General features: G+C 62.5%; 9 protein-coding genes, 2 rRNA genes and 3 pseudogenes (1 of these 14 running past the window's edge). 9 read left to right on the top strand and 5 right to left on the bottom strand.

Features of this window, described 5'->3' with window-relative positions:
* A 23S ribosomal RNA gene (locus ACMGT0_RS21800) occupies positions 1 to 703 on the top strand (it extends 2,188 nt beyond the left edge of the window).
* A gap of 149 nt (positions 704 to 852) precedes the next feature.
* Positions 853 to 968, top strand: a 5S ribosomal RNA gene (gene rrf, locus ACMGT0_RS21795).
* Between the two features lie 166 nt (positions 969 to 1,134).
* Here rrf and queD read toward each other — a convergent pair.
* Both queD and ACMGT0_RS21785 read right to left on the bottom strand, forming a co-directional pair.
* A complete protein-coding gene (queD, locus tag ACMGT0_RS21790) occupies positions 1,135 to 1,491 on the bottom strand; it encodes a 6-carboxytetrahydropterin synthase QueD (protein WP_054060215.1) in 357 nt (118 codons plus the stop codon).
* 68 nt (positions 1,492 to 1,559) lie between these two features.
* A complete protein-coding gene (locus ACMGT0_RS21785; RefSeq protein ID WP_054060214.1) occupies positions 1,560 to 2,639 on the bottom strand; it encodes a hypothetical protein in 1,080 nt (359 codons plus the stop codon).
* A gap of 184 nt (positions 2,640 to 2,823) precedes the next feature.
* Here ACMGT0_RS21785 and ACMGT0_RS21780 point away from each other — a divergent pair, with 184 nt between their 5' ends.
* From ACMGT0_RS21780 to ACMGT0_RS21765, 4 genes are read left to right on the top strand one after another with little or no spacing between them, the layout of a single operon-like run.
* Positions 2,824 to 3,132 (top strand): PepSY domain-containing protein, encoded by a 309-nt coding sequence (locus tag ACMGT0_RS21780; protein ID WP_054060213.1) that lies wholly within the window; start codon positions 2,824 to 2,826, stop codon positions 3,130 to 3,132.
* Positions 3,132 to 3,440 carry a PepSY domain-containing protein gene (locus tag ACMGT0_RS21775; RefSeq protein WP_416769752.1) on the top strand — a complete coding sequence of 103 codons (309 nt, stop codon included), beginning with the start codon at positions 3,132 to 3,134 and terminating at the stop codon, positions 3,438 to 3,440. Before ACMGT0_RS21780 ends, ACMGT0_RS21775 begins: the two co-directional genes overlap by 1 nt.
* Entirely contained in the window at positions 3,440 to 4,108 is a 669-nt protein-coding gene (locus ACMGT0_RS21770) for a response regulator transcription factor (RefSeq protein WP_054060211.1), read from the top strand. The genes ACMGT0_RS21775 and ACMGT0_RS21770 overlap by 1 nt, the downstream gene beginning before the upstream one ends.
* A complete protein-coding gene (locus tag ACMGT0_RS21765) occupies positions 4,105 to 5,421 on the top strand; it encodes an ATP-binding protein (protein ID WP_416769750.1) in 1,317 nt (438 codons plus the stop codon). Before ACMGT0_RS21770 ends, ACMGT0_RS21765 begins: the two co-directional genes overlap by 4 nt.
* An 18-nt stretch (positions 5,422 to 5,439) precedes the next feature.
* Here the strand turns inward: ACMGT0_RS21765 and ACMGT0_RS21760 are convergent.
* Together ACMGT0_RS21760 and ACMGT0_RS21755 are read right to left on the bottom strand one after the other, a co-directional pair.
* A pseudogene (locus tag ACMGT0_RS21760) lies at positions 5,440 to 5,952 on the bottom strand (methyl-accepting chemotaxis protein); the annotation flags it as partial.
* A 345-nt stretch (positions 5,953 to 6,297) separates the two neighbouring features.
* A pseudogene (locus tag ACMGT0_RS21755) lies at positions 6,298 to 7,368 on the bottom strand (HAMP domain-containing protein); the annotation flags it as partial.
* Between the two features lie 515 nt (positions 7,369 to 7,883).
* Here ACMGT0_RS21755 and ACMGT0_RS21750 point away from each other — a divergent pair.
* Positions 7,884 to 8,708, top strand: a pseudogene (locus tag ACMGT0_RS21750) (cache domain-containing protein); the annotation flags it as partial.
* Positions 8,709 to 8,744: 36 nt separating this feature from the next.
* A complete protein-coding gene (locus ACMGT0_RS21745; RefSeq protein WP_416773533.1) occupies positions 8,745 to 9,566 on the top strand; it encodes a methyl-accepting chemotaxis protein in 822 nt (273 codons plus the stop codon).
* 115 nt (positions 9,567 to 9,681) lie between these two features.
* Here the strand turns inward: ACMGT0_RS21745 and yegQ are convergent, their stop codons facing one another.
* Positions 9,682 to 11,019: a tRNA 5-hydroxyuridine modification protein YegQ gene (gene yegQ, locus ACMGT0_RS21740; RefSeq protein WP_054057220.1), complete on the bottom strand. Its 1,338-nt coding sequence runs from the start codon at positions 11,017 to 11,019 to the stop codon at positions 9,682 to 9,684.
* 150 nt (positions 11,020 to 11,169) lie between these two features.
* On the opposite strand from yegQ, the gene ACMGT0_RS21735 reads away from it, so the two are divergent.
* Positions 11,170 to 12,234 (top strand): AI-2E family transporter, encoded by a 1,065-nt coding sequence (locus tag ACMGT0_RS21735; protein ID WP_054057221.1) that lies wholly within the window; start codon positions 11,170 to 11,172, stop codon positions 12,232 to 12,234.
* Positions 12,235 to 12,269: the final 35 nt, after the last annotated feature.

Raw genomic sequence — 12,269 nt, 5'->3', positions numbered from 1 at the left:
CAGGTCCGTTATCCGGATCGAGGACAGTGTATGGTGGGTAGTTTGACTGGGGCGGTCTCCTCCTAAAGAGTAACGGAGGAGTACGAAGGTGCGCTCAGACCGGTCGGAAATCGGTCGCAGAGTATAAAGGCAAAAGCGCGCTTGACTGCGAGACAGACACGTCGAGCAGGTACGAAAGTAGGTCTTAGTGATCCGGTGGTTCTGTATGGAAGGGCCATCGCTCAACGGATAAAAGGTACTCCGGGGATAACAGGCTGATACCGCCCAAGAGTTCATATCGACGGCGGTGTTTGGCACCTCGATGTCGGCTCATCACATCCTGGGGCTGAAGCCGGTCCCAAGGGTATGGCTGTTCGCCATTTAAAGTGGTACGCGAGCTGGGTTTAGAACGTCGTGAGACAGTTCGGTCCCTATCTGCCGTGGACGTTTGAGATTTGAGAGGGGCTGCTCCTAGTACGAGAGGACCGGAGTGGACGAACCTCTGGTGTTCCGGTTGTCACGCCAGTGGCATTGCCGGGTAGCTATGTTCGGAAAAGATAACCGCTGAAAGCATCTAAGCGGGAAACTTGCCTCAAGATGAGATCTCACTGGAACCTTGAGTTCCCTGAAGGGCCGTCGAAGACTACGACGTTGATAGGTGGGGTGTGTAAGCGCTGTGAGGCGTTGAGCTAACCCATACTAATTGCCCGTGAGGCTTGACCATATAACACCCAAGCAATTTGCGTCGAATGAGCAGATTGCGGTGTATGAAGACGAAGTGAACCGAAAGTTTGCCACGCACAAAACACCGAAAACTGTCACGTACCCGATTCGCTGGAGCGTTGCCCAGGCAACGAGCCGGCTACCGAATTTCTTGACGACCATAGAGCATTGGAACCACCTGATCCCATCCCGAACTCAGAAGTGAAACGATGCATCGCCGATGGTAGTGTGGGGTTTCCCCATGTGAGAGTAGGTCATCGTCAAGATTAAATTCCAAAACCCCTATCTGCGCAGGCAGGTAGGGGTTTTGTCTTTTACGGCGTTGAAACGGGCGTTGAAACGTCCGGTGCAGGGCTTGCCCGTACAAAGGCCGCCTCCATCCTCCAGGCATAAAAAAACCACCTTCGCAGGTGGTTTTTCAATACCCGGGATTCACTCCCCGCGATAGATGCAACCGCTGGTGCATGTCTCGTGGATCCGGATCGCCGACAGCTCAGGCAGCAGTGGCTTCAGTTCCTTCCAGATCCACTTCGCCAGGTTTTCGCTGGTGGGGTTTTCCAGGCCGGGAATCTCGTTCAGATAGTTGTGGTCCAGGCGCTCGTACAGCGGCTTGAAGATCGCCTTGATCTCGGAGAAGTCACGAATCCAGCCGGTATGCTGGTCGATATCGCCGCTCAGGTGGATCGCCACCTTGAAAGAGTGGCCATGCAGGCGGCCACACTTGTGCCCGGCGGGCACGTTGGGCAGGCGGTGGGCGGATTCGAACGTAAACTCTTTGAAGATTTCCACGGTATTGTCAGCTCTGAAGAATGCATGCAGCTGGGCAGTTTAACAGTTCCGTTGCGGGAATAACCGTCTCAAAGCGCCAGCAGGCGCTCCGCCAGTCCACCGTTATCGGCCAGGTCGAGGAATTCGTCGCCCAGTCGCCGGCTTTCCTCCATCGCCTTGCGCCAGTAGCTCTGGCGACTCCGATCGTCGCCCATGAAGCGCTTGAAGTCGTTACGATCCGGCAGCTTGCCGTAGGGCAACCGGGCCAGGTATTCCTGCGAAGGGGCCAGCAGCAGGACATCCTGCAAGCGGTCAGGACTGCCGCGGCGCCATGGGAGGGTCTTGTCGAACCAGCCGGGTATGACCTTGTCGGTGAAATGTGGGTACAGCACCACATCGTCACCGCTGTAGGGCAGGTCCAGGTGATAGTCGAGCAACCCGCCATCGCGATAGGTGCCATTGCCGACGCCGACGATGTCGCGTACGCCCTCCATGACCATCGGGATCGATCCCGAGGCCAGCAGGCCCTGGCGCAGGTTCTCCGTCGCCAGCGGCAGCAGGCGCGAGGGAAAGTCCTTCAGGGGCAGCAGGGGAGGGGAGAGACGTGGGTCATGCAGGATCACCCGCTCGAAATGCCGGGCCAGGCGCGCACGGCCCAGCAGATTGTCGGCGATCACGGAAGACAGGCCCAAGCCGAGACGGCCCCGATGATCGTCCGCCAGCAGGCCATGGCTTTTGACGATGACCACGTTCAACCGGTAGCGTTCGTTGCTCAGGATCGAGGCATCGCGCCCCTCGAGCAGGTCATGCAGCATGCGCTCGCAACTGCGGCTGACCTGCGCCATGGTCACACCCTTGGCAAAACTCTGTTCGTTATAGAGTTGGCCCAGCCGTTCGATCCCCTTGGCAGCATCCGGCAGACAGGCGCTGGCAAACCGCCAGGCGCCAATCGAGGCACCGATCAGCGAACGTTCCCGTGGGCTGCCGGGTAGCCATTGACCGAACAGCGCCAGGTCCAGCCCCTGGATACCCAGGGCTTTCGGTCCACCCGCCGCGCCGGGCAGGGTGCCGACATCGGCGGCTTTCAGCCCGCTTTCACGAATGCGCCGATAGGCGCGCTTGCCGGCCTTGAGCGTCAGCGCGGGATATTTGATATGGATCGCAGTCATACAGCTCTCGTTCTGTGGATAGCCGGATTATAGGGAAGGTTGTCGCGAGTCGCTGCGGGGGGCAGGAAAATCGACCGACCGTGCCTGAGGCGTGGACCGGCAATGGTCCAGGAAATTCAGCTTCATTTAAGTTGAAGTGGTTACCTTGTAACCGGTAACTGGCCATTTGCCATGGAGTGTTGTGATGAAAGCCCTGGGCACCGCTTTGGTCTTTTTGGCTCTGTGGGTCGCCACCTCCGAAGTCTCGGGTCGCGATATTGCCGTTGATGAGGCGGCGAAACTGCAGGCGGCAGGTACAATCCTGTCTCTTGATCGATTGGCCGCCATCGCCGGGGCCAGGCACCCCGGTGCACTGCCGAGCGATACCGGGCTAGAGCAGCGATACGGTCACTATATTTATCGGATAGAACTGCGCGACGCTCAGGGAGTTGAGTGGGAAATCGAATTGGACGCCGGTAGCGGTCAGGTTCTCAAGGACCATCAGGACAGGTAATGATCTTCAATTTGCGCGCCTGCAGTCTGTTGATGCTGGCAACCCTCTGTTCCCTGGCAGCGGCCAGGGATCTGGATCAGGACGAGGCCCTGCGCCTGCGCCAGCAGGGAGTGATACTACCCCTGGAAAGCCTGTTGCAACGGGCCATGGGCCATCATCCCGGGTCAAAGCTGCTGGAGGCCGAGCTTGAGACCAAGCACGGTCACTATGTCTATGAAGTCGAGTTGCTCACCCAGGCCGGTGTGGTCCGGGAACTCAAGCTCGATGCCAGCAATGGCGATCTGTTGAAAGACGAGGAGGACGACTGATGCGGTTGTTGCTGGTGGAGGATCACGTGCCCCTGGCCGACGAATTGCTGGCCGGCCTGGCTCGCCAGGGGTATGCCGTCGACTGGTTGGCCGATGGGCGCGATGCGGCCTACCAGGGGGCTGTCGAGCCGTACGATCTGGTCATTCTCGATCTCGGCCTGCCGGGCCTGCCCGGGCTGGAAGTACTGCGGCAGTGGCGGGCCGGTGGCCTGGGCATTCCGGTGCTGATCCTCACTGCACGCGACTCCTGGGCCGAGCGTATCGAGGGGCTCAAGGCCGGTGCGGACGATTACCTGACCAAACCCTTTCATCCCGAAGAGCTGCAACTGCGAGTCCAGTCGCTGTTGCGTCGTGCCCACGGCCAGCCGAACCAGCCGACCCTGAACGCCGCGGGCCTGCACCTGGACGAGGGTCGCCAGTGTGTCAGTCGTGACGGCGCGGAGATCCAGCTGACCGCCGCCGAGTTTCGCCTGCTGCGCTATTTCATGCTGCACCCGGAGCAGATCCTCTCCAAGAGCCATCTGGCCGAACATCTCTATAACGGTGAAACCGAACGGGACTCGAATGTCCTGGAAGTGCACGTCAATCATCTGCGCCGCAAGCTGGGGCGCTCGGTGATCGAGACCCGTCGCGGCCAGGGCTACCTGTTCGGTGGGGCCGGCGGGTGAGGTCGATCCAGCGCCGCCTGAGCCTGGGCCTGGTCAGCGTATTGCTGATCGTCGGCCTGATCGTTGCGCAGACCAGCCTCTGGTTGTTCGAAATGGGGCTGCAACGCTATCTGGAGGATGGCCTGCATGCCGACAGCGAGAATCTGCTGGTCGCCCTGGTACGTGGCCCCGACGGCCTGCAGCTGGATGAGCGCCGGCTGTCCCCGGCCTATCAGCGACCGTTTTCCGGGCACTACTTCCGAATCGATTTCGCCGACCATCACTGGCGCTCCCGTTCGCTCTGGGACCAGGACCTGCCGGTGCCGGAGCAGCCGGGGCTGCACGCCAACCTGCAATTGGGTCCGGAAAGGCAGATGCTGCTGGTATTGCGCTCGGACTACCGGCGCCTGGGGCAGTCGATCAGCATCAGCGTGGCTCAGGACTATACGCCGGTCCGGGAAAGCTTCCAGCTGATGCAGCGTATCGGCCTGGGAATGGGGCTGGTGGCGCTGATCGTGATCCTGCTGCTGCAGCGGGTCACTGTCCGCCGGGCCCTGCGCCCGCTGGAAAACGCCCGGGAGCAGATCGCCCAGTTGCAGCAGGGCAAGCGTTCGCAGCTGGAGACCCAGGTCCCCCAGGAACTTGAGCCGCTGGTGGCACAGATCAACCACCTGCTGGCCCACACCGAAGACAGCCTCAAGCGTTCCCGTAACGCCCTGGGCAATCTGGGACATGCCCTGAAAACCCCGTTGGCAGTGCTGCTGAGCCTGGCCTCGGATACCCGGCTGGATGCTCATCCGGGCCTGCGCCAGGTATTGCGCGAGCAACTGGAACAGATCGAACAACGCCTGAGCCGTGAACTGAATCGCGCGCGCCTGGCCGGTGACGCCTTGCCCGGCGTACTGTTCGATTGCGATACGGAGTTGCCAAGCCTGCTGTCGACCCTGGGGATGATTCATGGCGAGCATCTGTCGCTCAGCCACACCGCCCCGCCAGGCCTGCAACTGCCCTGGGATCGCGAGGACCTGCTCGAGCTGCTGGGCAATCTCCTGGACAACGCCTGCAAGTGGGCGGATGCCGAGGTTCGCCTGGGCATCGTGGAAACCGTGGGGGGGTATCGCCTGAGTATCGAGGATGACGGCCCCGGCATTCCCGAGCAGAACCGGGATGCGGTGTTCAGCCGAGGCACGCGTCTGGATGAGCAGACCACCGGGCATGGCCTGGGGCTGGGCATCGTGCGCGATATCGTCGATGCCTGGGGGGCGCAGATGCGCTTGTTGAGCAGCCCGCTGGGCGGGCTGCTGGTGACGATCGACTTGCCGCGCAGGAACTGAAGCCCCGCGCGCCAGGCCTCAGACCCGGAACTGGTCCATCAGGCCCTGCTGCTGGTTGGCCAACTGGTTGAGCGACTGGCTGACCCGCGCCGATTCGTTGGCCTGTCCCGACAGCGACTCGGTGACATCGCGAATGGTCGCCACGTTGTTGTTGATTTCCTCGGCGACCGCGCTCTGTTCTTCCGCCGCGCTGGCGATCTGAAGGTTCATGTCGGTGATGACCGTGACCGCACTGCCGATCTGCTGCAGGGCGGTCACCGCCTGGCTGACCTGCTCGACACTGCCCTGGGCCTGGCGATGACTGTTGCCCATCGAACTGACCACCTCGCGGGTGCCGTTCTGCAGCTCTTCGATGACCTGGCGGGTCTCCTCGACCGACTCCTGGGTGCGCCGGGCCAAGTTGCGCACTTCATCGGCGACCACCGCGAAACCGCGTCCGGCCTCACCGGCCCGCGCGGCCTCAATCGCCGCGTTGAGGGCCAGCAGGTTGGTCTGCTCGGCGATGGCGCGAATCACTTCGAGGACCGAGCCGATCTTCTCGCTGTTGGCCGCCAACCCTTCGACCTGGCCCATGGCATCGCTCATGTCGGCAGCCAGGTGACCGATGCTGCTGGTGGTACGGTCGATCACGGTCAGTCCCTGGCGGGTCGCCTGGTCGGCATCACGGGCGGCTTGTGCGGCCTGGGCGGCGCTGCGGGCGACATCCTGGGCGGTGGCGCTCATCTCGTGGGAGGCGGTGGCGACCTGGTCGACCTGGCGGTACTGCTGTTCCATGCCGGCGCTGGTCTGGGTGGCGATGGCGGCGGACTGGTCGGCGGTGCCGCGGGCGTCCTGGACCGAGCGCTTGACCTCGGCGATCACCGGTTGGAGTTTATCGAGGAAACGGTTGAACCAGCCGGCCAACCGGCCCAGTTCGTCCTTCTTGTCATAGTGCAGGCGGCGGGTCAGGTCGCCTTCGCCACTGGCGATGTCTTGCAGCATGTGGGCGACGGCGAGAATCGGCCGAGTCACGCTGCGTGCGGTGAGCCAGACCAGCAGCAGGCCGATCACCGCCGCCAGCAGGCCGAGGCCGGATTCGATCAGGGTGCCGGCGGCGCCGCGCTCGTCGAGCTGCGCCTTGAGCGCCTCGGCCGGTCCTACCAGCACCTTCTGCGGCACATCGAGCAGCACGCCCCAGGGCTTGCCGCCGGGGATCGGCTGGAAGGGCGCGAGGATCTTCAGTTGCTGGTGGGTACGCAAGACCTGTGTCTCGCTGCTGTTGGCCAGTTGCTGGATCAGCGCGGTGCCGTCGAGGCTATCGACCTGGTCCAGGCGCTGGCTGAGCTTGCTGGCATCCGGGCTGTAGCCGGCGAGCAGGCCGACGGGGCTGAGGATACTGACACTGGTCTGGCCATCGTAGAGCTTGCTGCTCGCCTGCTGGCTGACCGCTTGCAGGCTGTCGAGGTTGATGTCCACCGACAGCGAGGCGATCACCTTGCCCTCGAACTGCAACGGAAAGACGATGCTGGTCATCAGCACGTTGTGGCCGTCGATTTCGTAGAAGTACGGCTCGATCACGCACGGCTTGAGAGTGATGCGCGGGCAGGTGAACCAGGTGTTGTTCGGTTGGCCGCTGGGGCCGGTGCTGGTGTCGCTCATGTCGCTTTCCGGCAGCGACATGGAGGTCAGCCTGCCGGCGGTCGGTTGCGACCAGTAGAGGGCGAAGCGGCCCTTTTCGTTGCTGCCGAGTTTCTTCTGGCCGGCGAACAGTTCGTCCTTGCCGTCCAGCGCATTGGCTTCGAACACCAGGGACAGCCCCAGCAGGTCGGGGTTGGCCTGCAGGGCGGCCTTCACCTGGCGGGTCAGGTCCTCGCGCAGATCGAAGGCGTCGAGAAAGCGCTTCTGGGCCTGTTCGCGCAGAAACAGCACCTGGCGGGCGAAACCGTTGCCGTATTGGTAGGCATCCATGAACTGGCGGCGGATGATCAGCGCCTGGACTTCGCCCTGGGCCTCGATACGCGCCTGGGCGGCCTCGTTGAGCATTTCCATGCTCGAGGCCTTGACCAGTTCCGAACTGTGCTTCATGCGGTAGAGCGAGAGGCTGACCAGCAGCGTGACGATCCCCAACAGGCAGAGCCCGGCGAGCAGGGTGATCTTCCATTGGATGGAAAGCTGTCTGAGCGACATGTAACGACGTCCTTATTCTTTGAAATGCAGAGGTTTGGAAGGTTAACGGCATGCCTGATTTTTTCTTTATTTGAATGTTCAAATAAAAAACAATGACCGGCGTCAACGAAGGGTGGCTTTATCCCATCGAATGAACATCGATGAAAATCGACAATACGTCGTAAAAGGTCGATTTACTGTCGGGAAAACGAGGAACTTCGACTATTTCCTGCATCTGCACGGGCGTGCGGGCTGCTCAACTTTCCGCGATTCAGGCCGTTAAACCGTTACCAGCCCAATAATAAGAGAGCATCCCCATGCGCCTGAGTCTCAAGGCCAAAGTCCTGTCCCTCGCCGTCTTGCCGGTCCTGGTGTTTGCGGTGGTGATCAGCCTGACCACCGCGTTGATTCTGCAGAATCAGGCGCGCCATGAGGTTGAGGAAACCCGCCAGCAACTGATCGCCGAAGCCCGGGCGACCCTCAAGAGCTATGTCGCGGTGGCGATGACGGCGATCAAGCCGCTCTACGATGCGTCCGCGCCCGGTGACCAGGCTTCCCGCGACCAGGCCATCAAGCTGCTTTCGAGCATCAAGTACGGCAAGGACGGCTACTTTTTCGGCTACGACTCGCAGATCGTCCGCTTGTTCAAGAGTGACAGCCCCGACGGGCTGGGCAAAAGTTTCAAGGACACTCGCGATCCCAATGGCGTGTATGTCAACCGCGGCCTGGTCGAGGTGGCCAAGAATGGCACCCACTACCTGGAATACAGCTCGCCGCTGCCGGGCAAGGAATCGGTACTGGTGCCCAAGCTGGGTTACACCGAGTATCTGGACAAGTGGGACATGGCGGTCGGCTCCTCGGTCAACCTCGACGGGATCGAAGCCCAGGTCGCGGTGGTCCAGGCCAAGATCACCGAACGCATGGAGGGCGTGGTGCTGAGCATCGTCGGTATTGCCTTGCTGGTGCTGCTGGTGATTGCCATCGTGGGGATGCTGGTGGCCAATACCATCCTGCGGCCCCTGGTGCTGATGAAAGCCAACCTGGACGATATCGCCGCAGGCGAGGGCGATCTCACCCATCGCCTGGCAATCACCAGCCAGGACGAACTCGGGCAGTTGGCCGGGTCGTTCAACCGCTTCGTCGAGAAGATCCACAGCCTGGTGCGGCAGATCACCGAGATGACCGGGCAGTTGACCGGTTTGGTCGGCCAGGTATCCGAACAGGCCAACCGTTCGGAAGAGGCGATGGAGCGTCAGCGGCACGAGACCGATCAGGTCGCCACGGCGATCAACCAGATGTCCTCGGCGGCCCAGGAAGTGGCCCGCAGTGCCCAGGGCGCCGCGGTCGCGGCCCAGCAGACCGACGCCGAAGGCCAGGCGGCCAAGCGGGTGGTCGATGGCAGCATCGAGCAGATTCATGCGCTGGTGAAGGACATTCGCCACAGTGGCGTGTCGCTGGACAGCCTGCAGCAGGACGTGACGTCGATCGTCAGTGTGCTCGGGGTGATCCGTTCGATCGCCGAACAGACCAACCTGCTGGCCCTCAACGCGGCGATCGAGGCCGCCCGCGCCGGTGAGGCGGGGCGCGGTTTTGCGGTGGTCGCGGACGAGGTGCGGGCATTGGCCAGCCGGACCCAGCAGAGCACCCAGGAAATCCAGGGCATGATCGATCGCCTGCAGTCGGGAACGCAGTCGGCGGTTGAGGCGATGCGCCGTTCCAGCGAGGCTGGGGACGGTACCTCGGTGAAGGCCAACGAGGCGGGGGCTTCGCTGGATACCATTGCGCAACTGATCGGGACCATCAACGCGATGAACGCACAGATCGCCAGTGCTGCCGAGGAGCAGACGGCGGTGGCCGAGGAGATCAACCGCAGCGTGCACCAGATCGCGGTGGCGGTGGATAACGTCGCGGACCAGACCCAGCAGGGCGCGCAGACTTCCCGCAGTCTGGCGGACCTGGGGCAGCGTTTGGGCAAACTGGTGGGGCAGTTCCGGATCTGAGACCGGCGTTATCGTTCTTCGCGGATAAATCCTGCTCAGCGTTGAGTCGTACACCGAGGAAGGCTCGACACTGTGGGGTTTATCCGCGAAGAGGCCACCGCAGCCTCAGTGGATTTTACGGACCGACCTGGATATCGCGCATCAACAACCCGAACTCCAGCTCGACCTGATCCGGAATCGGCAGGTAAACCGTGTGCCCATCCCCCGGCGCCACCTCGATCGCCTCGCCGTTGCCATTGCGCAACTCACCCAGGTCGAAATGAAAGTTTCCCCTGGGCGTCATCAGTTCCAGATGGTCGCCCAACTCGAAACGGTTCTTCACCTTGACCTCCGCCAGCCGCCCGCGGCGCACGCCGGTCAGTTCGCCGACGAACTGCTGGCGCTCGGAAACCGAGCTGCCGTTCTGGTAGTTCTGGTACTCGTCATGCACGTGCCGACGCAGGAAACCCTCGGTATAGCCGCGTTGGGCCAGTGATTCGAGGTCGGTCATCAGGCCGCGGTCGAACTCGCGCCCAGCCACCGCGTCGTCGATCGCCTGGCGGTAGACCTGGGTGGTCCGCGCGCAGTAGAAGTGCGACTTGGTCCGGCCCTCGATCTTCAGCGAATGCACGCCCATCCGTGCCAGGCGCTCGACATGCTGCACCGCGCGCAGGTCCTTGGCGTTCATGATGTAGGTGCCGTGCTCGTCCTCGAAGGCCGGCATCGATGTTTCGGGGCGGTTGGCCTCCTGCAGCAGGAACACCTGGTCGGTCGGCGCTCCGAGGCCAAGGGTCGGCTCGACCACTTCGGGCTCGAAAACCTTGACGATCTCGCCGGTGAGGTTTTCCGTAGCCGGCTGCGCACTGTATTTCCAGCGACAGGCGTTGGTGCAGGTGCCCTGGTTGGCATCGCGCCGGTTCATGTAGCCCGATAGCAGGCAGCGCCCGGAATAGGCCATGCACAGCGCGCCGTGAACGAACACCTCCAGTTCCATGTCCGGCACCTGCTGGCGAATTTCCTCGATCTCCTCCAGGGACAGCTCCCGGGACAGGATGATTCGCGTCAGGCCCATCTGCTGCCAGAACTGCACGCTGGCCCAGTTCACCGTGTTGGCCTGCACCGACAGGTGAATCGGCATCTGCGGGAAGTGCTGGCGCACCAGCATGATCAGGCCCGGGTCGGACATGATCAGTGCGTCCGGCGCCATCTCGATCACCGGCGCCAGGTCCTTGAGAAAGGTCTTGAGCTTGGCGTTGTGCGGGGCGATGTTCACCACCACGTAGAAGCGCTTGCCCTGGGCCTGGGCTTCGCGGATGCCGAGGGCCAGGTTGGCGTGGTCGAACTCGTTGTTGCGCACCCGCAGGCTGTAGCGCGGCTGGCCGGCATAGACGGCGTCGGCGCCATAGGCGAAGGCGTAGCGCATGTTCTTGAGGGTGCCGGCCGGAGCCAGCAGTTCGGGGGCGGGGAAGGGCATGTGCGGACCGTCGGCAAAAGCTCGCGAGATTAAATCCTCCGGATTCGGCTTTTATTGATCTGGATCCAGACTTTGTGAACGAATCGCTGCGTTGGCCTGACTAAATCGTTGGGGGCCCTGCGCCCTGCGTTTTCCCGACATGGACCGGACATGAGCGAAGCTTCTCTGCACAACAAATTCCTGCTGGTGCTGCTGGCGCTGGTGACCGTGGCCTTCCTCTGGATTCTCCAGCCGTTCTATGGCGCGGTGTTCTGGGCGGTCATTCTCGGGATCGTCTTCGCGCCCTTGCAGCGCCGCCTGCTGCTGCGGCTGAAGGCCCGGCGTAACCTCGCATCGTTGTGCACCCTGGGAGCCTGCCTGCTGATCGCCGTGCTGCCGGTGATTGTCATAGGCGTGTTGCTGGTACAGGAAGGGACCGCGTTGTACCAGAGTATCGAAAGCGGTCGCTTGGACATCGCCGGCCACGTGGCGCAGTTCAAGCACCTGCTGCCAGGCTCGTTTCAACGGCTGCTCGATCGCTTCGGCCTGGGGGATCTCGATGGGCTGCAGGCCAAGGTGGTCGAGGGCGTGACCCAGGGCAGTCAGTTCCTGGCCAGCCAGGCTGTCAGCGTCGGGCAGGGCACCTTCGAGTTCGTGGTGAGCTTTTTCATCATGCTCTACCTGTTGTTCTTCTTCCTGCGCGACGGCCCGGAACTGGTGCGGCGGATCCGTACGGCGGTGCCACTGGCCGAACAGCAGAAACGTCGCCTGCAACTGAAGTTCAACCGCGTGGTGCGTGCCACGGTGAAGGGCAACCTGGTGGTGGCGGTGACCCAGGGCGGCCTCGGCGGGTTGATCTTCTGGCTGCTGGATATCCCCAGTGCCCTGCTCTGGGCGGTGGTCATGGGGTGTCTTTCGCTGCTGCCGGCGGTGGGGGCAGGGATCGTCTGGGCGCCGGTGGCCGTGTACTTCCTGCTGAGCGGGGCGATCTGGCAAGGCGTGGTGCTGGCGCTGTTCGGCGTGTTCGTGATCGGGCTGGTGGACAACCTGCTGCGGCCGGTCCTGGTGGGCAAGGACACGCGCATGCCCGATTACCTGATCCTGGTCAGCACCCTGGGCGGGTTGTCGGTATTCGGGCTGAACGGCTTCGTCATCGGGCCGTTGATCGCCGCCCTGTTCCTCTCCAGCTGGGATATCTTCACCGAGAACAAGAAACGCGTGAGATTGCCCTCCTGAGCGCGCGCCTCTGTAGGAGCCGGCGGTGCGGCGAT

The sequence above is a fragment of the Pseudomonas sp. RHF3.3-3 genome, assembly GCF_048069595.1.
Classification (GTDB): domain Bacteria; phylum Pseudomonadota; class Gammaproteobacteria; order Pseudomonadales; family Pseudomonadaceae; genus Aquipseudomonas; species Aquipseudomonas fuscovaginae_B.
This window is presented reverse-complemented; position numbering and strand designations above follow the sequence as displayed.

Bases quoted from the DNA above. Each gene is read 5' to 3' on its own strand.
- ACMGT0_RS21780 (WP_054060213.1), top strand. From the start codon at position 2,824: ATGAAAGCCCTGGGCACCGCTTTGGTCTTTTTGGCTCTGTGGGTCGCC.
- ACMGT0_RS21745 (WP_416773533.1), top strand. From the start codon at position 8,745: ATGACCGGGCAGTTGACCGGTTTGGTCGGCCAGGTATCCGAACAGGCC.
- yegQ (WP_054057220.1), bottom strand. From the start codon at position 11,019: ATGCCCTTCCCCGCCCCCGAACTGCTGGCTCCGGCCGGCACCCTCAAG.
- ACMGT0_RS21735 (WP_054057221.1), top strand. From the start codon at position 11,170: ATGAGCGAAGCTTCTCTGCACAACAAATTCCTGCTGGTGCTGCTGGCG.
- ACMGT0_RS21775 (WP_416769752.1), top strand. From the start codon at position 3,132: ATGATCTTCAATTTGCGCGCCTGCAGTCTGTTGATGCTGGCAACCCTC.
- ACMGT0_RS21785 (WP_054060214.1), bottom strand. From the start codon at position 2,639: ATGACTGCGATCCATATCAAATATCCCGCGCTGACGCTCAAGGCCGGC.
- ACMGT0_RS21770 (WP_054060211.1), top strand. From the start codon at position 3,440: ATGCGGTTGTTGCTGGTGGAGGATCACGTGCCCCTGGCCGACGAATTG.